The 21,815-nt window shown below is 49.0% G+C and carries 22 protein-coding genes, 1 tRNA gene and 1 riboswitch; of the genes, 15 read left to right on the top strand and 8 right to left on the bottom strand.

Annotated elements, in window-relative coordinates; translation table 11 throughout:
- Positions 1-234: 234 nt before the first annotated feature.
- The 3 genes from HPY81_10150 to HPY81_10140 all read left to right on the top strand — a co-directional run bounded on the left by HPY81_10150 (position 235) and on the right by HPY81_10140 (position 3,468).
- Positions 235-1,392, top strand: coding sequence for a trypsin-like serine protease (locus HPY81_10150; GenBank protein NPV27776.1), 1,158 nt, complete (start codon positions 235-237; stop codon positions 1,390-1,392).
- A gap of 29 nt (positions 1,393-1,421) precedes the next feature.
- Positions 1,422-2,519, top strand: a complete 1,098-nt coding sequence (locus HPY81_10145) for a 6-phosphofructokinase (GenBank protein ID NPV27775.1) — start codon at positions 1,422-1,424, stop codon at positions 2,517-2,519.
- 112 nt (positions 2,520-2,631) lie between these two features.
- On the top strand, positions 2,632-3,468 hold the full coding sequence (locus tag HPY81_10140) for a hypothetical protein (GenBank protein ID NPV27774.1): 837 nt from the start codon (positions 2,632-2,634) through the stop codon (positions 3,466-3,468).
- A 44-nt stretch (positions 3,469-3,512) separates the two neighbouring features.
- Here the strand turns inward: HPY81_10140 and HPY81_10135 are convergent, their stop codons facing one another.
- The gene (locus HPY81_10135; GenBank protein NPV27773.1) at positions 3,513-4,775 is read right to left on the bottom strand and encodes a (Fe-S)-binding protein; all 1,263 of its coding nucleotides are present in this window, start codon (positions 4,773-4,775) and stop codon (positions 3,513-3,515) included.
- The gene (locus HPY81_10130; protein ID NPV27772.1) at positions 4,776-6,194 is read right to left on the bottom strand and encodes an FAD-binding oxidoreductase; all 1,419 of its coding nucleotides are present in this window, start codon (positions 6,192-6,194) and stop codon (positions 4,776-4,778) included.
- A 371-nt stretch (positions 6,195-6,565) separates the two neighbouring features.
- Here HPY81_10130 and murB point away from each other — a divergent pair, with 371 nt between their 5' ends.
- The 4 genes from murB to HPY81_10110 all read left to right on the top strand — a co-directional run bounded on the left by murB (position 6,566) and on the right by HPY81_10110 (position 9,798).
- Positions 6,566-7,447 (top strand): UDP-N-acetylmuramate dehydrogenase, encoded by an 882-nt coding sequence (gene murB / locus HPY81_10125; GenBank protein ID NPV27771.1) that lies wholly within the window; start codon positions 6,566-6,568, stop codon positions 7,445-7,447.
- A gap of 75 nt (positions 7,448-7,522) precedes the next feature.
- On the top strand, positions 7,523-8,896 hold the full coding sequence (locus HPY81_10120; protein NPV27770.1) for an RtcB family protein: 1,374 nt from the start codon (positions 7,523-7,525) through the stop codon (positions 8,894-8,896).
- 136 nt (positions 8,897-9,032) lie between these two features.
- Positions 9,033-9,566, top strand: a complete 534-nt coding sequence (locus tag HPY81_10115; protein ID NPV27769.1) for an AbrB/MazE/SpoVT family DNA-binding domain-containing protein — start codon at positions 9,033-9,035, stop codon at positions 9,564-9,566.
- Positions 9,567-9,722: 156 nt separating this feature from the next.
- Positions 9,723-9,798: transfer RNA gene (locus HPY81_10110), tRNA-Ala, on the top strand.
- Between the two features lie 486 nt (positions 9,799-10,284).
- Here HPY81_10110 and HPY81_10105 read toward each other — a convergent pair.
- The 4 genes from HPY81_10105 to HPY81_10090 form a co-directional block, all read right to left on the bottom strand.
- Positions 10,285-10,602 (bottom strand): type II toxin-antitoxin system death-on-curing family toxin, encoded by a 318-nt coding sequence (locus tag HPY81_10105; GenBank protein ID NPV27768.1) that lies wholly within the window; start codon positions 10,600-10,602, stop codon positions 10,285-10,287.
- Positions 10,599-10,763 (bottom strand): hypothetical protein, encoded by a 165-nt coding sequence (locus HPY81_10100; protein NPV27767.1) that lies wholly within the window; start codon positions 10,761-10,763, stop codon positions 10,599-10,601. The genes HPY81_10105 and HPY81_10100 overlap by 4 nt, the downstream gene beginning before the upstream one ends.
- Positions 10,764-10,954: 191 nt before the next feature.
- Positions 10,955-11,104, bottom strand: a complete 150-nt coding sequence (locus HPY81_10095) for a hypothetical protein (GenBank protein ID NPV27766.1) — start codon at positions 11,102-11,104, stop codon at positions 10,955-10,957.
- A gap of 59 nt (positions 11,105-11,163) precedes the next feature.
- Entirely contained in the window at positions 11,164-11,448 is a 285-nt protein-coding gene (locus tag HPY81_10090; GenBank protein NPV27765.1) for a hypothetical protein, read from the bottom strand.
- A gap of 810 nt (positions 11,449-12,258) precedes the next feature.
- On the opposite strand from HPY81_10090, the gene HPY81_10085 reads away from it, so the two are divergent.
- The 4 genes from HPY81_10085 (at position 12,259) to HPY81_10070 (ending at position 17,747) form a co-directional block, all read left to right on the top strand.
- A complete protein-coding gene (locus tag HPY81_10085) occupies positions 12,259-12,492 on the top strand; it encodes a hypothetical protein (GenBank protein ID NPV27764.1) in 234 nt (77 codons plus the stop codon).
- Positions 12,493-12,845: 353 nt separating this feature from the next.
- The gene (locus HPY81_10080; GenBank protein NPV27763.1) at positions 12,846-14,951 is read left to right on the top strand and encodes an AAA family ATPase; all 2,106 of its coding nucleotides are present in this window, start codon (positions 12,846-12,848) and stop codon (positions 14,949-14,951) included.
- A gap of 59 nt (positions 14,952-15,010) precedes the next feature.
- Positions 15,011-16,156, top strand: coding sequence for a hypothetical protein (locus HPY81_10075; protein ID NPV27762.1), 1,146 nt, complete (start codon positions 15,011-15,013; stop codon positions 16,154-16,156).
- Positions 16,157-16,210: 54 nt separating this feature from the next.
- Positions 16,211-16,294: riboswitch (cyclic di-GMP riboswitch) on the top strand.
- Positions 16,275-17,747, top strand: coding sequence for a hypothetical protein (locus HPY81_10070; GenBank protein NPV27761.1), 1,473 nt, complete (start codon positions 16,275-16,277; stop codon positions 17,745-17,747). It overlaps the preceding riboswitch by 20 nt.
- Before the next feature lie 21 nt (positions 17,748-17,768).
- On the opposite strand, the gene HPY81_10065 is transcribed toward HPY81_10070, so the two are convergent.
- Both HPY81_10065 and HPY81_10060 read right to left on the bottom strand, forming a co-directional pair.
- The gene (locus tag HPY81_10065) at positions 17,769-18,140 is read right to left on the bottom strand and encodes a hypothetical protein (GenBank protein NPV27760.1); all 372 of its coding nucleotides are present in this window, start codon (positions 18,138-18,140) and stop codon (positions 17,769-17,771) included.
- A gap of 13 nt (positions 18,141-18,153) precedes the next feature.
- Positions 18,154-19,464, bottom strand: coding sequence for a hypothetical protein (locus HPY81_10060; GenBank protein NPV27759.1), 1,311 nt, complete (start codon positions 19,462-19,464; stop codon positions 18,154-18,156).
- A 346-nt stretch (positions 19,465-19,810) separates the two neighbouring features.
- Between HPY81_10060 and HPY81_10055 the strand changes: the two genes are divergently transcribed.
- The 4 genes from HPY81_10055 (at position 19,811) to HPY81_10040 (ending at position 21,391) form a co-directional block, all read left to right on the top strand.
- Positions 19,811-20,089 (top strand): BrnT family toxin, encoded by a 279-nt coding sequence (locus HPY81_10055; GenBank protein NPV27758.1) that lies wholly within the window; start codon positions 19,811-19,813, stop codon positions 20,087-20,089.
- Between the two features lie 4 nt (positions 20,090-20,093).
- Entirely contained in the window at positions 20,094-20,417 is a 324-nt protein-coding gene (locus HPY81_10050; protein NPV27757.1) for a hypothetical protein, read from the top strand.
- A 265-nt stretch (positions 20,418-20,682) separates the two neighbouring features.
- Positions 20,683-20,922, top strand: a complete 240-nt coding sequence (locus HPY81_10045; GenBank protein NPV27756.1) for a hypothetical protein — start codon at positions 20,683-20,685, stop codon at positions 20,920-20,922.
- 259 nt (positions 20,923-21,181) lie between these two features.
- Positions 21,182-21,391: a hypothetical protein gene (locus HPY81_10040; GenBank protein ID NPV27755.1), complete on the top strand. Its 210-nt coding sequence runs from the start codon at positions 21,182-21,184 to the stop codon at positions 21,389-21,391.
- The last annotated feature ends 424 nt before the right edge of the window (positions 21,392-21,815 follow it).

The following is a 21,815-nucleotide window of genomic DNA, read 5'->3' as shown; positions in this document are numbered from 1 at the left end:
TTGGCGAATATTTAACATGAGACCTCACACTCCTTTAGTTTGACTTTGGGTGTTTTTTTGGGCGAGGTCTCATTTCTTTTTCAGGGGGCTGATCCCCTTCTGGTGCCTACTGAAATTTTACTCGGCCCTGGATATTCTTTCCTTGCTCTGAAATAGACATTGCCACGGAGTGATGTTAAAATATACTAAAAGTATGGGTACAATTATTTTATATTTTTGGGAAGGAGGGAAGGGATGAACACTCGCTGGCGTAAGATAATCAGTTATTTCGTGGTTGCGCTAGTTGCTTTCTGGTTGGGTTCTGTCATAAATGGTAAGGCAACAGCTCCATTCAGCCTGACCGCTCTATCCCGGTTGACAAAAACCACGACCGAAGCTATCCCGGTAGCTAAATCAGGTAATCTGCTCATCGGTCCTACAACCATTGCCGATACCGTTCAACAGATTGGTCTAGCGGTGGTGAATATCGATACTGAAATTGAATCACCAAGTCCCCGCGGCTTTGATCCATTCTTTAACGACCCGTTCTTCCGTGAATTTTTTGGGGATGCTTTTCGCGTGCGTCCGTCCCAGAAACAACATGGGATTGGCACGGGTTTCATTTTCAGCAAAGATGGATACATCATCACCAACGAACACGTTATTGCCCAGGCCAGTAAAGTGGTAGTCACCATCGGCAAAGATACCTACCCGGCGAAAGTGGTTGGGGCTGATCACGAGTTGGATCTGGCAGTACTGAAGGTTTCCGCTGACCGGGACTTGCCCACCCTGGTGCTGGGCGACTCAAACTCGATCCGGGTTGGTGATTGGGTGATCGCGATCGGTAACCCCTATGGTCTTGACCACACCGTTACCGCCGGTGTCATTAGCGCAACCGGCCGTCCGGTAACCATACAAGATCGTTCCTACCGCAATTTGATCCAGACTGATGCGGCGATTAACCCGGGCAACAGCGGCGGTCCGCTGTTGAACCTGAAGGGGGAGGTAATTGGCATTAATACTGCGGTGAACGCGCAGGCCCAGGGAATTGGTTTCGCCATTCCCATTAACACCGCGAAGGATGTTCTCGAAGACCTGGTGAACAAGGGACGAATCATCCGACCCTGGCTTGGCGTCGAACTGGAACCAGTCACGCCTGAATTTGCGCGCTATGCCGGTCTGCCCGATCTCGAGGGGGTGGTCATCTCGCGAGTTGTCCCCGGCAGCCCAGCCGCCAAAGCTGGTCTGAAACCTGCCGATGTGATCAGGGGGATCAATAACGAAAAAACTAGTAACTGGGAGGACCTCAATGACCGGTTGCGAAAGCTCCACGCCGGGCAGAAAACAGTCATCAGTATCTGGCGGGACAAACAAGATGTCTCGGTGGAAGTTATCCTCGGCGAGCGGCCGTAGAATCTAAATAGCAGAGGAGGTCTCTACTGATGAATCCAAAAGGGATCAAGAAAATTGCTGTCCTTACCGGCGGCGGAGATTGCCCAGGATTAAACGCAGTTATCCGCGCTGTAGTTAAAACCGCGATCAATGAGTACGGCCTAGAAGTGGTCGGCTTTCTGGACGGGTTCAATGGCGCTATCTACAACCGGATCCGACCGCTGGGCCTAAGCGATATATCCGGCATCTTGCCTCGGGGTGGAACCATTCTGGGTACTACCAACCGAGATAACCCCTTTGCCTATCCGGTTATCCAGGACGGCCAGCGCATTACCGTCGATGTTTCCGATCAGGTGATTGAGAATATTTACCGGAATGGGGCGCAAGCCCTGGTGGTAATTGGTGGAGACGGCAGTCTCACCATCGCTAAAGAACTGTTCGACAAAGGCTTACCTGTCGTCGGTATACCTAAAACGATTGACAATGACTTATCCGCTACCGATGTCACCTTTGGTTTTGATTCGGCCCTGGTGACGGCTACCGAAGCATTGGATAAACTGCACACCACTGCCGAATCCCATCACCGGGTTATGGTGCTGGAGGTGATGGGCCGCTATGCAGGCTGGATCGCTCTGGAAGCAGGCCTGGCGGGCGGGGCTGACGTCATTCTAATTCCGGAGATCCCGTTTAGCCTGAATAAGGTCTGTGAGAAAATCACCAACCGTTGTCAAGATGGCAAGAAGTTCAGCATCGTGGTCGTGGCCGAGGGAGCCAGGTACGCGGGCGGAGATATGGTGGTGCAGAAGGTAATCCCCGATAGTGCCGATCCCATCCGTTTAGGTGGGATCGCCAACAAGGTAGGCAATGAGATCGAAGCCCTAACGGGGATGGAGACCCGGGTCACTGTTCTTGGTCACCTGCAGCGGGGCGGCAGCCCCACCCCGTTTGACCGCATCCTGGGCACCCGGTACGGTGTCGCTGCGGTCAAACTGATTATGGAGGGTCAATTCGGGAAGATGGTTGCCCTCCGCAGCCCACAGATCACCGCCGTCCCCTTAGCCGAGGCTGTTAGTAATTTGAAGCGCGTTCCACCGGACGGCGAGCTGGTGTCCACTGCCCGGGCGATTGGCATTAGTTTTGGCGATTAATAAAATTTTTGCCGCAGAAGGAAATATGCGGTGGAAAAGGGAATATATTCTATATAAAAGTTTGGAAGAAGGGAGGGGTCACCTGAGAATTTTTCCTCAGGTGAATCTGCGTATGGAACTATTCCGCCCGACTGCCTCCAGGGGAGGGTTAATCGGTCTACTGACCTTCCTGGTGATAGCTTTTAGTTTAACTAAAGCCCTTTTCTACGCTCTGGCTGGTGCCAGTCAGTTAATGTGGATTGTTTTCCTTATTCCCCTAGTGCTCTTCATTATCTTTGGTCTAGTTATCGTTCTGGGTTTTTACACCATTCGGTACCAAGTTACCCCACAATGCCTGGCCATTAAATGGATGTTCTATACCAAACGGATCCCGTGGACGGCGATCAAAGAAATCCAAAGGGTCACTGGTGCCCCAAAAATCTGGCCGATCTTTGGCGCTAACTGGTCAGGATACTGCGTCGGGGCCTTTTCAATTTCTGGCCTTGGTGTGTTGACCCTGTGCGGAACGCGGTTTGACACCAACCTGGTGGTTCTCAAGACCAGTGATGGCATCTTCGGAATCACCCCCCAGGAAATAGACCGGTTTCTTGCCACCGTTGGTGATAAAGCGAAGCAGTATGTCTATGAAATAAATTTAGACGACATTAAAGAAGCGGTGGAACAGAAACTACCCTTTGAAGACCTTATTTATTTGGCCCTGCTTGGCCTGAACCTGGTCTCGCTCCTTGGGTATCTCGGCTACCTGGTTATTTTCTTTCCCTGGAGGTCGACCAATCCCCCCCGTGACCTGGTCCTTCTGGCCGTTATCGCGGTCGTAGCCTTTTTGATCAATTTAGGCAGCAGTCGAAAAATTTATCAGAACATGCCTGCTGGTAGCTATCTCCTCTGGGCCACTGGCCTTTTTCTGACTTGGATGTTCTTCTTCATTTCGATTTATACGATAAATTAAAGCCACCCCTTAATGAGGAATGGCTTTTTCAAACATAAACTTGGCTATTTATCCAGGCTCTGGTAGGCCTGACTGAGAAGCTGGACCGGGTGGAGGACCTTCATGCCCAAACCATTCTGCCGTAGCCCATATTCCAGCTGAATGATACAGCTGGGGCAGGCGGTGGCCACCAGGTCCGCATTTGTTTTCGCAATTGCCTCCACTTTATGGTTCAGAATCTTCATGGACAGGTCATAGTGGGTCAGCGCAAATGTGCCCGAACCACCGCAGCACCGCTCAGGAATTTCTTTTAATTCAACTCCTGGAATCATTCGCAGCAATTTTCGTGGTTGAGTTTTGACCTTTTGGGCTTTCACCAAGTGGCAGGGATCATGGTAGGTCACCACTGTCTTAGGTATACTACCTGGCACAGAATCAAGCTTTAGACAATCAACCAGGAATACGTTTAGGTCATACACTTTTTTGTAAATTTCCGCCTGGCCGCCGCATTCAACCTCTTGGTAACGGGGGCTCTTCAGTGCCGAAGTGCAGGAGGCACAGTCACTTACCACCGCATCTACCGAAGCATTGGCCAGGACGCAATTGTTGTGTCTGGCCAATTCCTGTGCGACTGTTCCCTCACCATTGGCTACCTGTGGCATACCGCAACACTTCAAACTGCTGGGAATCACCACCTCGCAGCCGTTGCAGGTTAAAACCTCCACCGTGGCCAGGGCCACTTCGGGGTGAAGCAGGTCGGTCGCACAGCCCAGGAAGTAGGCGACCCGGTATTTCCGTGTTCCCCGGGCGGGAATCGTTAAAGCGGGCAACTGTTGGCGCGCACCACGTCGAGGAATGCTGCTCAATATCCCTTCTGCTTTACTTAAATCGCCGGGAAGTAGTTTAGTTAATCCAAACGTCCGAGCAATAGTCTGCAAACCAAGACGCTGGGATAATCTGATCAAGCCCACAGTTCGGCGAAGCAAGACCGGACTTGACCAAACTGTATCAAAGATGAGCTTACGGGTAAACGAAGGACGCTGACTCGCCACATATGTCCGCGCTGCCTGGATCATCTCGTGGACCTGGATACCAGAAGGACAACTGCTGGAGCAAGTCTCGCACAGCAAACAGTCGCTCAACTTGGCCGCCACCTTATCGGAAGGTTGGATCTCGCCATCCCGCAGCATCTGCACTAAAAAAACCTGACCGCGCGGCGACATGTTTTCTGTCTTGAACTCAGCAAAGATGGGGCAAACAGACCGGCACTGGCCGCAGCGGACACATTTTTTAATTTGTTCCCTAACCACCGGTACCTGGTTTAGCACTTAATTTTCCCCCTCCAGCCGGAACAATTTGCCCGGGTTCATAATTCCTTTCGGGTCAATAGCGTTTTTAATGGCCTGCATCACCTTGACGGCGTCCCCGTGTTCGGCCACCGCATACTGAGCCCGAACAGCGCCGACTCCGTGTTCACCAGTCGTACTACCACCCAGCTCAATTGCCAGACGGTGAATGGCATCAACCAGTTTATTGGCCTGTTCGACCTCCGCCGGTATTTCCGGGTCAATGACCGGCGCGGTGTGTACATTACCGTCACCGATATGACCATAGTTGACAACCTTGATGCCAAACTGTTCGCCCAGACCACGAATACCCCGCAGGACTTCAGTTACCCGGGAAAGAGGGACACTAATATCTTCGCCAGCAAAAACGCGGCTGCCATCGGGCCGCACCCTGGCCGCGGCAGAAGCAACCACACTGCGGCCCTCCCAGAGATCGGCCATTCGTTTCGGATCGGTTGCCCACTCGACCTGGGAAGCGCGGCGGTTAACAATTTCTTTGATGGTTTGTCCTTCCCAATCCACACTGGCTGGATTACCGTCTACTTCAAAGAGTAGAATGGCTTCGGCCGCCGGCAGGTTGATGTCTGGCCGATACATGTTGATCGCCTTGATTGCTGAATCGTCAAGAATTTCAATGCCGGAAGGCAAAATACCAGCTTGATAAACCTCGAGCACAGCCTTCGGTGCATCTTCCAGTACTGGGAAAACTGCCATGACGATTCCCCGGGCTTTAGGCTTGGGCCAAACCCGCAGGCGAATCCGCGTGATCACCCCGAGGACGCCTTCTGAACCGACAAAAAGTTTGGTTAGATTCATCCCGGATACGCTTTTCACTGCCCGCGACTTCATTCCGCCGGTGATGATGACCTCTCCGTTAGGCAAGACCACTTCCAGCCCCAGGACATACTGCTCGGTGCAGCCGTACTTGACTGCACGGAGCCCACTTGCGTTATTAGCAACCATCCCGCCAATGGTGCACATCCGGGTACTGCCAGGATCCGGGGGGAAGAAGAGGCCGTATTGAGCCAGATGCTCATTCAAGTTGGCGTGGACCACACCGGGTCTGACAAAGACCTGCATATTCGGGACATCGACCTCGTCGATGACATCCCACGTGGACATATCCAGAACAATCCCGCCATTAATTGCTACTGCGCCACAGGTCTCACCAGTGCCGGCACCACGGGGAGTAACAGGAATACCATGCTCATAGGCATACTTCATGACCTTGACAACGTCTTCCGTGGACCTTGGTGTAACGACAATATCTGGAATAAACCGGTGCTGCTTGGCTAGAAAAGAGCTGTCGTAGGAATAATACATCAAGTCGAGTTCATCAGCGATAACTTTTTCTGCACCAAGTAATTTGATCAGTTCCTGAGATAACGCTTGACGATTCATATAACTGGCTCCACCCTCTTTCGTAGGATAATTGGTATTTAAGTTGTGAAAAAAAACAGTAGTTTTGCACTACTGTTAAGTTCTATAAACCGCAAAACCTACCTTCGTTGTGAAACATAAATTAAAGTGGTACAATAAAGTCAGTTGTTTTCTGCCTAATATTATAGCATAAATTTAGGACTAGCTAGTATTTTTTTATTTATTTATGAATTTTCCAAATTAATGATATACAGATCATCCTTTAATTCCAGTACTAACCTCGTTGCTAGCGACTAAACATAATAAGAAAGGGTATAATTTATTCGAACAAGAAATTCACTGAAAGGATGACCACCATGCCCAGTGCTCGCGAGGAACTTCAAAAGCTGGTAATGCTTATTCCACCTGACCGCGTCAAATTTGATGAACCAATGTGTTTACATACCTCCTTTAAAATCGGCGGGCCGGCCGACGCGCTGATCACCCCACAATCTGTGGAAGAATTGTCCAGAGTCCTGGCGTTTTGCGCCGACCGGCAGATCCCTTATTACATCATTGGCAAAGGGACCAATTTGTTGGTCCGGGACCGGGGGATTCGCGGGGCTGTGATCGTGATTGGTCAACACTTTAGTCAAGTCGAGTTCACAGATAGTCAGGTGGAGGCCGGTGCTGGTGTGGCTCTGACGGATTTATCCCATCTGGCTGCTAGCCGTGGTCTGTCGGGCCTGGAGTTTGCGGTTGGGATCCCCGGTTCCCTGGGCGGTGCTGTGGTCATGAATGCTGGTGCCTACGACGGGGAAATGAGTGACGTGGTAGTCTCAGTCAAAGTAATCAGTCCTGATGGTAGGCAGCTGATAACTCTGACGAAAGCCGAGCTGCAATACGGTTACCGGAAAAGCGTTCTCTTGGATAGCAACTGGGTTGTGCTCTCTGCCCGGCTGGCGCTGCATCCTGGCAATGTAAAAGAAATTAAGGCAAAGATGGCTGAATATACCAGACGCCGCGAGGCTAAACAACCCATATCTTTGCCCAGCGCCGGCAGTGTTTTCAAAAAACCAAAAGGTTACTTCGTCGGCCCAATGATTGAGTCACTGGGTTTAAAGGGCTATCGGGTCGGAGATGCCCAGGTTTCGGAACTACACGCTGGCTTTATTGTTAATCTTGGCCAGGCGACGGCTGATGACGTCCTCACCTTGATCCAGCATATTCAATCCGCGGTCGCGGAACGATTTAAGGTTCAACTTGTTCCAGAAATAAGAATTCTGGGAGAGTAAATCACCGGGGGTGGAATGATGCCACAACTAATGAAGGTTGGACATAACCGATATTTGCTGTCGCGTACGCCTGAAATGCATGTTGATGCTGTGGTCTACCTGAATGATGTTCTTTATGAACAATTCAGCGAATCGGAGGCCTTGCAGCAGTTATGTGCTGCTGCTACCCTGCCAGGAGTAGTCCAGCGGGTAATCGGGATGCCGGATATTCATACTGGTTTCGGACTACCCATTGGTGGAGTGATGGCCACTCATGCAGAAAGCGGGATTGTTTCCGCAGGCGCTGTCGGTATGGACATCAACTGTGGCGTTAGGTTGATTCGAACTGATATTCCATGTACAGCAATAAACAAAAAAACACTGCGCGCCTTGATGGAAGCAATTGAAGAACGAATCCCCACTGGGATCGGGAAAAGGTCTCGGCACAGGGAACTGGGAAAAACGGAAATAGAAGCCATTCTACACCAGGGGGTCAAGCCTTTGCTCCAGCTCGGCTACGGTTGGCCGACAGATCAGGATTGCATTGAAGAGGCTGGTGAAATGCCAGGGGCGGACCTCAAGGCGGTCAGCCTGGAGGCCATCAGTCGGGCCAATCAATTGGCCACGATCGGTGGGGGCAATCACTTCATTGAGATCGGTCAGGTCGCACAAATTTTCGATCCGGAACTGGCCGCCAATTTCGGTTTGAAAAAAGGTGCTCTGACCGTCCTGATCCATACCGGCAGCCGGGGATTTGGTCACCAGATCTGTACAGACTACAGTAAAAAAATGTTAAATGCGGCCGCCCGCTACGGGATTAACCTGCCTAACCGGGGACTGGCCAGTGTACCGATAAATTCCCCCGAAGGGCAAACATACCTGAAGGCAATGGCCTGCGCCGTGAACTTTGCTTTTGCCAATCGACAACTAATCACCCACGACATTCGGGAAGCCTTTGCTCATGTTTTTGCAGATTCGGCTGAGTCCCTGGGGTTACAAATTGTATACGATGTCGCCCATAATATCGCCAAGTTTGAAGAACACCATGGCCAGCGGCTTTTAATCCACCGTAAAGGCGCCACCCGGGCTCTGCCGGCCGGCCATCAGCAGAATCCTCGACGCTATCTGGCCACCGGTCACCCGGCCATTGTGCCAGGCAGTATGGGGACATCTTCATATGTCCTGGTCGGTACCCCACTCACCGCTGAAACCTTTAATTCAGTCAATCACGGAGCCGGTCGCATATTGTCCCGGACCGCAGCAAGAAAGGAAATCAGCTGCGAGGATTTTGCGCGCAGCATGGGAGAAATACTGCTCAATGTTCGCCAATATCAAGAACTGCTTGACGAAGCCCCGGCAGCTTACAAGAACATTGATCACGTGGTGGATACCCTTGCCGAGATCAGTTTAACCAAAAAAGTCGCACGCCTCGAACCGCTAGCGGTCATTAAGGGAGAAGGTGAAGACTAATCCCAAAAACATTGGAAAAACGAGAAATCAGCCCTGTCCAGTGGAAAATTATTTTTGAAAAAGCATGAAACTTCCTTTCTGAAGCATACTAATAGATACAAATGGATACAAAAGTAATTCTTCAGGAGGGAAAAAAATGAAACCAACAGGAGTCGTAAGGCGTATTGACGATCTAGGCCGAATTGTGATACCCAAAGAAATTCGCCGTACCCTTAGGATTCACGAAGGAGACCCTCTCGAGATCTTCACTGACCGTGAAGGTGAAGTTATTTTTCGGAAGTACAACATGGCTGAATCAAACTTTGAAAACCACGCTGAAGAATATGCCGAAAGTCTGCACCAGGGGTTAAACTGCGTGGCCCTGATCGCTAATTCTGACAGTGTTATTGCTGTAGCTGGGATATCCAAAAGAAAATACGTCGGTAAAACAATCGGTACCCTGGTTAAACAAGTGATGGAAGGAGAGGGAACTGGAAGCGGAGCAATTAATGGGCAGGAAATTTTGGCCGACACGGAAATCCCTGGTTCACACTATGTAATTTCTACCGTCTACCATGACAATCAGCCAATTGGAGCGATCATTCTGATATCGGATAACCCCATAACCCAGGCTGAGATTACCTCAGCAAAAGCGGCCGCCAGTTTTCTTCAAAAACAAGCAGCTAAATGATCACTAAATATTATCAAATGTTCATCAGGTTATGATAGAGCATTCAAACAGCCTGGCATATAACCGGGCTGTCTTGTTGTAGATTACCAAAAGTGGTTGTAATCCGAGCTTGACAGAAATGGGCGGTCAAGCTTATTATATTACTTGGACATACATGGGCGTGTAGCTCAGCTGGGAGAGCGTCTGGTTCGCATTCAGAAGGTCACGGGTTCGAGTCCCGTCACGTCCACCATTTAATTAAATTTAAACCCAGGAAAATCAAGGGGTTCAGGGATTTGGAACAATCAGGAAGAAGCAGAACAGGCTCCCTAAGACCCCAGTAAAATCAACAGTTCTCCGCACACTCCGATCAGGTTCGGTACGAATTTCGGTACGAATTTTCGGTACAAAATCGGGGTTGTTTTTTTTAATTCCCCACCCGCGTCGGAAGGCGTGGCTGGGGTGACAGAAGTCAGCAGAGGGCATAGTAAACTTCTGGTAGCTAACGGAAGCGAAGGCCCGAACGTTAAGTGAGGGATGGAATTTGGCAAGCTCGAACTCAAAGCGTAGACAGCAGAATACTTCGCAAGAAGCCTTCCTGGGGCAGGAAGTGGTGAATACACAGGGGGCCACAGGTCAAGGGCCGAGTTTTGAGTCGGCGCGAACCGAAGGAACAACCCCGAGCGAAGGAATCGGACTGTTGGAGAAGATGCTGGAGCGAGAAAACATGCTCCAGGCTCTACGGGGGGTTAAACGTAACCACAGCATCGTTGGAAGCAACAAAATCCAGTCCATTTTTCCTCAACACCACAACCGTCACCACAAAGGCTGTGCGTTTGTTCCCGTCGACAAAAGGGTGTCCCCTGGCCAGGCCATACAAAAGAGCGGCCACTTTGGCAAGAAGGTCTGGATAAAGATCTTCTCCACCAAAAGTGGCCAGCGGGTTGAAAACAGCACTACAGAGCAGCCCCCGATCGCGAATGCCTGGACTTCTGCCTGTTGCCGCAATTACTTCCTCATGAATACACGCTACGACATCGGGTGATATCCATTTCATTTAGCCAATTCCTCCAGAGCCGGCCGGTACCGTTCAATGACTTCCCGGGCCAACTCAAGGTCGTTTCTGGCCTCAAGCTGCTTGGCCAGCATATCCAAGACCTGCTTTATCTCAGCAGACGGGAGCTTTAACAACTGTTCCACAAGAGCCTCATGAGTCATGCTAAAACACCTCCTGTCAATATTATAACACACGTCCAACGGCAAAGATCTTCTCAACTATAGCCACAGCCGCTACCCATCACCTCCCGTTTGTCCCTCTGTAGCCGGGATGGCACGGGTCAGCTTCATCGGGCATATGCATGAAAGACGGGCGGTTTAACGTCTTGCCCGGGACGTAAGACAATAGTATACTACTCATCAAGCAGGCGCTCCACCGGTATGCCGGTGAGGTGCGCAAAGGCCCTGGCAAGCTCCACTTCGCGCAGCAGCTCAGCCAGGACCTTTGCCTGTTCTGGCGTCAGATACACCAGGATCTCGGCCATCACTATCACCTCCTCCACTGTGGAATACTGGAGAGGGGCTTTTGGTAACCCGGAGACCCCTCAGAACCGGGAACACTCTACAGGCGCTCTACCAGCTTCAGGGCGGCGTAGCCGCCACCGAAGAGGCAGAATGCCATGGCCGCACCCAGTACCAGGGCAAGTACCAGGACAGCAGCACTGTACCCTAGCAGCAGGATGACGGGCGCAGCCAGGCGGAAGACGACAACACCCGCCACCACGCCAGCCGCCACAGCGGCAGTCTTAACGACCGTTTTGGCAGGCTCCGAGGCCTGCAGCCCGGCAAAGAAGGCACGCACGCGGGCCAGCAGCCCGCGAAAGAAAGCCTTCACCTTCTCAAGCATGCTTAACACCTCCTTCCCTTACCTCAGCATCTCAGCTCCCTCATCTCGCGCCGTCGTCGCTACTACCTCCCATCCCATGCCTGGTCACATGGCAACGGAAGCGCTCCCCTCATCGGGTGACCGCCTGCAGCTTCCTAGCACCACAGGGCTCATGTATTCACCCTGTTAGCTCTACTACAGACGGCGCGGCTCGGCGTAGCAGTGTCGGCTTGCTAAGCCCACCGGAACTGCCCCGGTGTATTACCGCCCAGTTTAACGTCATGGGTTGGACGCCCGCTAAACCCGGGTGGGTTCAAAACGGGCCGGATTTGTTGCAAATAGGGTGGTGGCCCCTCCGGTGAGTACTCTCAATTTTTGCCCCTTTAGGCGCCTCTTTGCGGGTGTGCAGGTTTTTGCTCCTGCGCCCAACCTTTTGGGGGATATATGCGCTTTTAATCGCCTTTAGGCGCTCCGTGAAGGATATTGGGAATTTATGGCGAAGGAATTAATTGAGGGGAATTTATTTGCACCGGAGCGTAGTGAAAATACCTGTGGAGGAGATATGTTAGAAAGAAGGACTTCTATGTGCAGGATTAAAGAAATCCTTTTTCAGCGTGAGACGGAAGAAGCGGTCAACGCCAGCTATGAGCCGCGCAAGGCATGCTGGCTGTGATTTCATAAACCAGAAAAGGAGTAACCGCCGATGTTTCCAATGGAGCTCGTATGCAAATACAGCCAGACTTTCCCCAAAGCCTGGAAGATCATCGAAGACATGAGGTGTGACCGCGGGAAAGAACTTACTTTCTGGCAGGACTGGTGCTATGGATAAAAATGCAAAAGAAGAAAGACACCGCCGCAGACGATGTCCGGGTCTGGGGCGGTGGCGTTCGGGTCGGCGCGGCTATGCGGAAGCATACCGAGGTGCAAGGGGTAGCAGCAAAACCGGAGAAAACTCTGCTCGGACGCACGCCGGCCCGCGGCCGTACCACCCGTCAGGCGCACTGGTACCATTACTGGGTAAGACCCAAAGATGATCAGGCGCAGAGGAGATTGGTGATAAAATAGCTTCCTCCGATTCCGGTGAACATAGATGATGTGGAGGAATTGCCTATTATGATTCACCCTGTTGATAAATAATGGCAGATATTACATAATATGGGCAGATAAAGACAAGCCTGTTGAAAAGTGAGGAGAGATTTTTCTCCACTTTTTGCTTGTTGGCGAAAACCATCAGAAAACTTATCTGTAGAAAACTACTTATGGCGGTAGTGTTCTTGCCAGTGGATGGTGGAAATGCGATATGCCCAAAGAAAGTAGTTTTCATAGCTATAGCCAATGCAAGTTACGAGTGCCGAGCTGATGTACTCTGTTCTATTTGCTTATATCCAATTGGGTATTGGGGCGAGGTGTGAGCAATAATGGATAAACAAAAGCAAGAAGAGGTTGAGGTTTTAAAACGGACATATAATCAAGTGCGAGAGTATGTGGGCAAAATGGAAGCGCGGATTGACGATTCGGTACGTGAAAATGAGAGATATTTTGGAGACATTGAGCGAATTATTGATTACCAATATAACCGTGCCAGAATAAGTGATATAAAAACTCAAATTAGGGCGCTTAACGATATAATGGAATCTATGTATTTTGGACGCATTGACTTTGTTGCAGAAGGCAAAGATATCCCCGAGCGGAACTATATAACTACATTACCTACCTGTGCTCCGAATATGAGCGATGTATGTGATATTAGCATTATTGACTGGCGTTCTCCAATAGGTTCTCTGTATTATTCACGAGACGATAAATATGTGGCTCCTGAAGGAGTGATTCGCGGCAAACTAAAGTTAGTTCGAAAGTTAGATGTGAGACATGATGAATTACTTAATATGGAAGATCTGTATGTGCAAGGCGGCGGTGTTTCGTCGGCAAACAGAATTGATCTGTTTTTGGAACGGCATTTGCGGCGTTCTGGCGCAGAGCGGTTTAAGGGTATTGTTCAATCGATACAGGCCGAACAAAATGAGGTTATTAGGCAACCGTTTGATAATCACCTTGTCATTCAAGGGGCGGCAGGGACAGGAAAAACCGTTGTTCTGCTTCATAGGGTTGCGTACTGTGTTTACGCTACTGGTTGTAAACCAGAGGATATATTAGTGTTGTCTCCAAGTGAAATGTTGCTTTCTCAAATTCGCGGCATCTTGCCGGAAATGTATATCTATGGTGTTCCGCAAATGACGTTGACAGAATTCTTTAATGCAAATGTAGGCAAAAATAATCAGAATATAAGACCTAATTCGGTGAATGTCTGGCGATTTGCAGCTGGTGTGGACTTTGGAAAGGAAATTGTTAATAGATACAGTGATACAGCCTTGCTTGATCAAGTACTGAAACAATCATTGTCTAATGCTATTAATGCGTTACCAGTTTTGAAGTATGATAAAGAAAGAATAATTGATGCTTCGACAATTAGAAAACTGGCTGCCAATGTCTTGTCGAGCAGCTCCAGGATAGACGAGATATATAATGAATTACATTCCAGATTGAAGGCTATGGTATTTAACATACTATGGCCCAAATATTCTAATTTAAAGGATAGAATATTTGGTAATTTCTTTGCTGTTGAAAAAAAGGAAATGTATAAAAAAGTGTCAGATCGTCTGTCATATTCATACATTAAGGATAACTTAAAGTCCGAGAATCTGTTTCAAGGGTATATTGTTCCACAATACAGGAAGATTGCTCAAGATTTGCTTGAGATGTTGCCGGATCCGAGTCAGGCTATAAATGATTCAAAATATGTCTATAAAAGAGGTGGTAAATATAATTCTGCAAACCACCCGAAGTGGACTATAGATGATTTGGGAGCTCTATTGTATTTACATGCTAAAGTATATGGTGTTGAGCGCCACTATTCATATATCTTTATTGATGAGGCACAAAATCTGTCACCAGTCTGGCTAAAAGTGCTGTCTATGTATTTGAAACCTGGCGGATCTATAACCCTTTGCGGAGATATCGTGCAACTTTCTATGTCTGTTTATGGGAATATCTCAAACCAGTCCTGGCAGCAGAGGGTTGAGTGTCTCGGCTCTAATGTATCTTTTACTTCTTTGAGTTATTGTTATCGCTCTGCTGAACCCATTGTCAATATGGCCAGGTGGGTTCTGGAAGAGAGGTTCCCTGCATATGCCGAAAAATTGCGCGCCGTATTACCTTCGGACGCTAAGGTTGTTCGTACTAGTGTAGATGGTTTTCTCAATTTTGTCAGAATAAATAACGATATTCAAAGAGTTGCAATTATCTGCCCATCTCAAGAGGAGGCTAATAGGCTAAAGCAACAGGTTGGCAAGGTAGATGATAAAGAGGTGTTTATATTAAGTGTGCATGAATCTGGCGGCCTGGAATTTGACGCTGTTTTGGTAGCTAAATTAATGTTCTATGATCGCAGAAATCCCTTTCATGCTCGTGCGCTCTATACAGCGATTAGCCGCGCTACGCATTATCTTTTCATTGAGGAGAAGTAGAATTTTGCGGGTGAAAGATAAAGTCTAGGGCAATTTGGAATAGAGAGGAGGTGAATGATTTGCGAAGAAAGATATGGCTTATGGTGGTAGCGGTCTTTTTGACAGTGCTATGTCCTGTGCAGGCCGCCCTAGCGGGGATGGAGGCAGTTTATTTGCAGAAGGTATTTGATTCGGACTACAAGGCTATTATTGTGAGAAAGAACGGGGAAAGCTATTTGATTGAGTACGGGGTCGGGGTTATTTCTTTGCCTTTTTATGAAGGAAAGACCGTGTACATTTATTCGCCCGGTATCTTTGCTGGTGTGGGCTCAAAGATTATAATTCCCGATAGGAACCAGGAGGCACATATTTGGGACTCTGAGTTGATTAACACTTCAGCACCGCCGGTATTTATACCCAGACAGCCCATATTGCCGCCTATGTTGCCGCAAATTGAAACATCGCCGCCACCGCTATCGCCACCGCGTGGATACTGGACAAAAGACAATGTCTTTGATTGGCAAGCGGCTATGAAAGATGTTTTTGACTTTATTAGGGCTATTAGAGGAGAACCACAACCCGTAATACCTCAACCCGTAATACCTCAACCCGTAATACCACAACCTGAGAAACCTCAACCTGAAGTATCACAACCTGAAGTATCACAACCTGAAGTATCACAACCTGAAGTATCACAACCTGAAGTATCACAACCCGTGGAACCTCAACCTGAAGTATCGCTGCCTGAAGCACCACAGTCTGAAGTATCACAATCCGAGGCATCACGGTCCAAAGAATCACAGGCTTCTAATTCAGACATACCAGATATAAAGATAATACGGGTGTATGTAAATGGCGTTGAAGTTAATACAGAAGTGCCGGCGGTAATTGTAAATGGCCGCACGCTTGTCCCATTAAGACGTGTAGTAGAAATGATGGACGGCCAGGTGATTTGGGATGAGAAACTTCAGGCGATAGGGGCAGCAAGGTATATCGGAGGGGAAAAGATTAAAGTGCTTTCGGCGGTCGTTATACCAGGAGATTTTAGATGTTTTAAGCGTACATCATATCAAGATGGCAGCACTACGGATAGTATAATTATTATGGATCAGCAGCCGATAATTGTTAACGGCAGAACCTTGGTGCCAGTCAGGTTTGCAGCCGAAGCTTTGGGCGCTTCGGTAACCTGGGACGAGCAGAACAGGTGTGTCCGTATTGTTGGTTAATTGGGAATCTTTATCTGCGCTGGAATGTATGGTAAAATTGGGACAAGAGCATATATCCGATAAGGGCAAACCTGTCGAAAGGCGGGGACGCAAAGCCACGGGCCTAAGGCTTATAGCTATGGCAGCCGGGTTGCTGGAAGCAAAACAGGGCGGCTGCGTGTTTTTGCAGCCGTTATTGATTTGTGAGGGGGATAAGGTGTCTTGGTTTTGGTTTTCTCTTGGCGTAGTAGGATTTATATTGATTCGCAGATGGAGGTATAAAAAGCTTGATTTGGAACTCAGACAACCTCTGGCGACAGAGGACGAAATCAAACAGAAGATTGCTGATGACCCGTGGTTTAAGGTGATTGAGCCAGGGGCGGTGGCAGCGGTTACAACTTATGATGCTGTACATGCGCTAGCGATGATTGACGACCGTGTGCTGAAAGCAATGGATTTCTCCAGCAAATTGGATTTGGATACGTTCAACAAGCTTAAAGATTATGTTAATGATCAGTTTTTGTCTGGGGATGCGGCTTCTGTGGCCGGTTCGTTTGCAAGACTGCAGGGGTACACGGCAGAGCAGTTGGTTGGGGCGCATTTGGTTAGCGAGGGACATGTGGTGGAGTTCCCAGATGCTCCAAATCAAGAAGGATGGGATCTATTGGTTGACGGACATCCGATGCAGGTAAAATGCGTAATGGATCCTGATATTATTAAGGAACATTTGGACAAGTTCCCCGATATTCCGGTTATTGTTAACGCCGAGATGGGGCATTATTTCGCAGACAACAGCCATGTCATTGTAGACCACGATCTGTTTCATTCTCAGGTTGTTGAGCATGTTCACAGCACAATTGAGGGTATTGATGGGCTTCAATCTTTGCCGATACATGTACCCGTAGCTACGTTGGCTTTGAATACAATCAGGGAAGGCGGACGATGGCTGGATGGGCGGATTGATTTCTATGAAGCAACATCGAATATACTTAAAAGTACCGTTCTGGTAGGTGGCGGCGGATGGGTTGGCGGTAAAGTCGGCATGGCCATAGGCGGGGCGGTAGGTGGCCCGTTTGGAGCAGCGGTAGGTGGAATTTTGGGGGCAATTTTTGGTGTTCTGTTTGGCCGCTCTATTTCAAATGCTTTGCGTACTCTTGACTATGAAATGGCTAGGGAGCGTCTAAATGAACGTGTCTATGAGGCAGTCAAGGTAATAAAAGAAGCTATTAATGATCGGATAAATGCGCTATATAGTAAGAAAGCCCGAATTACAACCAGCATGGGAGTGAATATATTCCACTGGATATGGCCGTCACGACGGTATCTTGTATTCAAAGAGATCCAAAAGAGGCTAGGCGAACAGATCTCGGAGCTTAATTCCAGGCTTGCCTGGGCAACCAATGCGGAGAGTGCATATCAGGATCATTCAAAGTGGGAAAATGGCTTGTTTAAACCAGGATTTGAAGTCTGCAATTGGGCTGCTAAAGAAGGTAAATTCTATCACCCCCGTCTTAATAAAGCCATGCGAAGAGTCGCTATGGCTGCGAAGCGCTTTGCCAGGGAAGCCTGGAAACTTGGATTAATTGATAGACTTCCTGAGGAAAAGAAATAGCCGCGGTTTTACACCGCGGCTTTAGTATTTTCCTCGAATGGTTCTTTTCTTTCTTCTCTCCTCTTCCTCTTTTCTTGCCACTTCTCTGGCGACTTCGTGGTAATCGCGGAAGGCTCCCAATTTGGCCATGAAGGTAGAGAAGATGAACGAAACAACTACCATAGCAAGGAGCCCTATACCAAGCTTGGACAATTCTGAAAAAGCACGGCTGTAAGTGTCAAGATAGGCTGTCACGACCACAAACGCGACGAAGCCCATTGCGAGTGGAAAGAGATACCCGAAGAACATGAACAACAGCTGTTTGCCGGCCGCCGCCAGTGCATTGTTTTTGAAGATTTTACCGACGATAACGGCAAAGAAGGCGATCACCAACATGACCAGTGCCTTTTCCATCATTCATCCCTCCTTAATCAAACAGCGGAATGGCGCCGGGGGCACAGTTGATGTACAGGATGTTGCTGGGTGCATCGTAGCTCCAGGTGAACTTCTGTCCGGTAATTTCATAGACTTTGGCAAGCAGCTTGTCAATCGGGACATAATAGACGACTTTGCCGTCCGGGTATCTGACGATATCGGCGTCAATTTTGGTTTGAATGGTATTGATAATCTGGGTGCTGGTGGCGTCAGGCGGGATGTCTTTGGCCACAAAGGCCCACAAATTCATCGCCTGCATGACGGCATCGACCGGAACATAGAGGCTGCCGCCTTTATTATACGGCATGGCGTATTTTTCGTCTGTGCCATACATGGCAAAGTTATTTCGTTCGTACCGCACTCTGAACGGATGGGGGTGCTGAGTTGAAATCGCCTCGCCTGTCTGTTTGATCTCCATCTTGGGCAACACGTCAGAGAAGTCGACTCTGAGCAGTTGGCCGTTTTTCGTTAAGACGTAGATCAGGCGGTTGTCTTCATCTACACTGTAATCAGCAATACTGTCATATCCTGCCCCTAAACCGCCGAGGTCCTGGTAGTACTGGCCGTTGTACAGCCGCCAGAAGGTTCCTGTACCAGCGAAAAAGACTCCCAGCGTTTTGGTGAGGCGCGGTTTGGTCGGGGTGAAATGCTCGTCTGGCGCAAACACCGTGCGGTTGCCCGTCGGCCATTCATTACCGGGGACTGGCTGAATGCGCTTGTACTCAAAGGTTTTGACGTTATACTGCCAGAGCCAGCAGCCGCTTGTAGCCAGCACCACATCGGGATTGTCTGTCGGCACCACATAATCGTCGCGGACGGCGTAGCCGTCTCTGATCAGCGGTGCGATGTAGCGGTTGGGCGTGAACCACCATGAGATATGTTCAACGCCTTCAGGCGGGATAAGCGGCACGGTGCCTTCGTCGAGCATTTCCTGTCGCCCGTCGGGGTAAATACGGTAGACCGCCCGGACATTATTGACGTAGCTCGGCTGGTGCCATCCCGTTACTTTTCCGTTTCTATCTGTGAGCGGGTATCCGTCGATGATTGAGGCAAGCTCAGGGCGGCGCTTTTTCAATGTCCCGCACTGCCGATCGGAGTAGGTCGCGAAATTCCAGCCGTCAGTAAACCGGGTGGCAGTGTTTTTGGTGACGTACATTGCACCGTCCGGCCCAAGTATGAGGTTGGGGATGCTGATGAACGAACAGAAGCGGTCCGTCCAGTCGTGCCAAAAGACGTGGTTTTGGAATTCCGGGCTGCCGTGCAGCATGGCTTCGTATTCGAACGCCGGCAGGTTGGGGGCCAATCACTATCTGTTTTCTTTCAAACCGATAACGGCCATGAATTTGGAGGCCCTGCCACTTTTAAGCAACCTTATGAGAAGAATGTTGTTGGAGAAGGGAGATAATGACTTGAACAGGAGCTTGGGGATTACCGTAAGCTTTAAGTTGTTGGTATAATTTCATTGGGTGGGTTCCCTCCTTCGTGGGTGTTGTGTGTTTGCCATATTGATAATACCCGAGGGATACCCACCTTTTTCAATACCTGTTTTACCGTACATAAGTACTGTGAACGAAACTCTGGCCGATCTACAGCCGCTCTTTATATTTGTCTTGACAATGGCGTGACGTATGTTATATTGAAAGCAGGTGTTGAGCGTGAAAATTAGCAGATTTGAATGGGATGCTCGAAATATCGGGCATATTGCCAGACATAAGGTTATGCCCTGGGAAGCCGAGAATGTTTTCAAGAACGGGCCGATTTTTCGCAGAGGGCGCGGTGACTATCATACGGTGTACGGACGAACAGAAGGAGGACGTTACCTTTTTGTGGTGTACTTGCGAAAGCCCGATGGTTTGGCTCGTGTCGTCACTGCCCGGGACATGACCCCAGCCGAGAGGCGGTATTACCGCAAGCAAAGAGGGGAGTGAGTTAATGTCTAAGAAACTGCCCGAATTCAAAAATGACGAATTGCCGGAATTTGCAACAGAAGAAGAGGCTGCCCGGTTTTTTGACAGTTACAGCTTCGCTGAGGCTATGGAACGCGGATTGTTTGAACCGGAGACGGTTGAGCTTGACCCCAAGCTGGCCGCAAAAATCAAGGAACAGTCTATGACCAAGCGGGTTACCCTGCGGCTGCGGGTGTCCCAAATAGAGGCAGCCAAAGAGATCGCCAGGAGAAAGGACATACCGTACCAAACCCTGATCCGGTCGTGGATTGCTGAGGCAATCAGTCGGGAGCAAAAAGGAAAGGTATAATGGAACAGCAAAAGCATACCGGGAGAAATTCCCGCCTATGCCTTTTGTTAATGAAAAAAGCTGGAGGCTCAGTCCTCCGGCTTTTTCTTTTTTTCATGAGATAAAAGGGGTTTGTTTTTAATAACACCGTAGAAAAGGGGGATGAACAAGCCGTGGCGGAACCACAATTACCGTCGAAAACTGGGAGCTTGCCGGCAATAGGTGGGCGCTGTACACCGACGACCAGGCGGTAAAAGACGCGGCCAGGAAAGCGGGCCTGAGAGTGATGGGGCAATACTACCGGGACGGCCAGATGTTCGCCTGGCAGTTTGTAGGGCCGAAGGAAAAGGTGATGGCGGTAGTAGAGATGTTTGAGAAACAAACTGATCAGCGAAAATGCGCGGTCTGCGGCGATTTGTTTTCTCCAGCCAGCAGCCGGCAGCGGTATTGTGTTAAGTGTGGTGATCCGAAAGAAAGAAAACGTCGTTCCCGGGGAGCAAAAACAGGGGTCATAGTAACGCTTTAGACAACCTCTGAAGCCTTGATAAATCTGGAACGAATTTTTCGATTTTTACCAAATGTATTACTCCAAAAAAGCGTTAAAAAATGATGTTTAAATTTGACGATTATCAGTTAATACAAGCGATTTTAGCTTTATATTAAAAAATGCACATCAAATTAATACTGATATTTAATTATATCTCGTTAATGCTTCGATTTGTCACATTAGAAAGGGGGTTTTAAGCAAATTTTGGGGGTATGATTGAAAATTCTGAAAACAAGATATGCAGAACCCGAAAAATCTGCCCGATCTGCCGGCGGCAGTTTGCCTGCCGCTCCAACAGGCAGGTGTGGTGTTTAGACTGCCGCGCAAAAGGAAGGCGGGCTTCGTCGGCAGCAAGGCAGCGAAGACACCAAGAGAAGAAGAAGCGGAAAACTTAGGAGACGACGAAGTTAAACCCAGAAATACCCAAAAGAGACCTTTTGTGTACTGAACAGGTTAAAAAGGACGCAAAAGGTAGGGTGATGAATCCTATTAAAGGCAAAATTTTGGTTCGCAAAAGGAGAAAGAGAAAGAGGTCGAATTGAATATCAATAAAACGAGAAGAGCCAGGTACTCTGGCTCTTCCAGACGAAAGAGGTTTGGTGGGGTGACCTTCCCACATCTCCAAACAATAGGGCGACGGCTGCCTGTTCCGTCCTCAAAACCTCTCTCGTTATACTACTATATGTGTTGCTCGCAAGTTTATTATACTATATTGCACAAATATTGCAAGCGAACTAATGGTGCGCGTCCGTGTCAAGATCTAGTAGGTATCTCCACAAAAATTTTTTCCGCTATGAGACCTCACCGTTCAAAACATCAGCATCAAGGCAGCGGCCTTGACAGCCACCCCACAGGTGGTCAAATATTGGCAC

Source organism: Bacillota bacterium (assembly GCA_013178045.1).
GTDB lineage: Bacteria > Bacillota > Ch66 > Ch66 > Ch66 > Ch66.
Note: the sequence above shows the minus strand (reverse complement) of the source record. Positions and strands in the feature narration are given on the sequence as shown.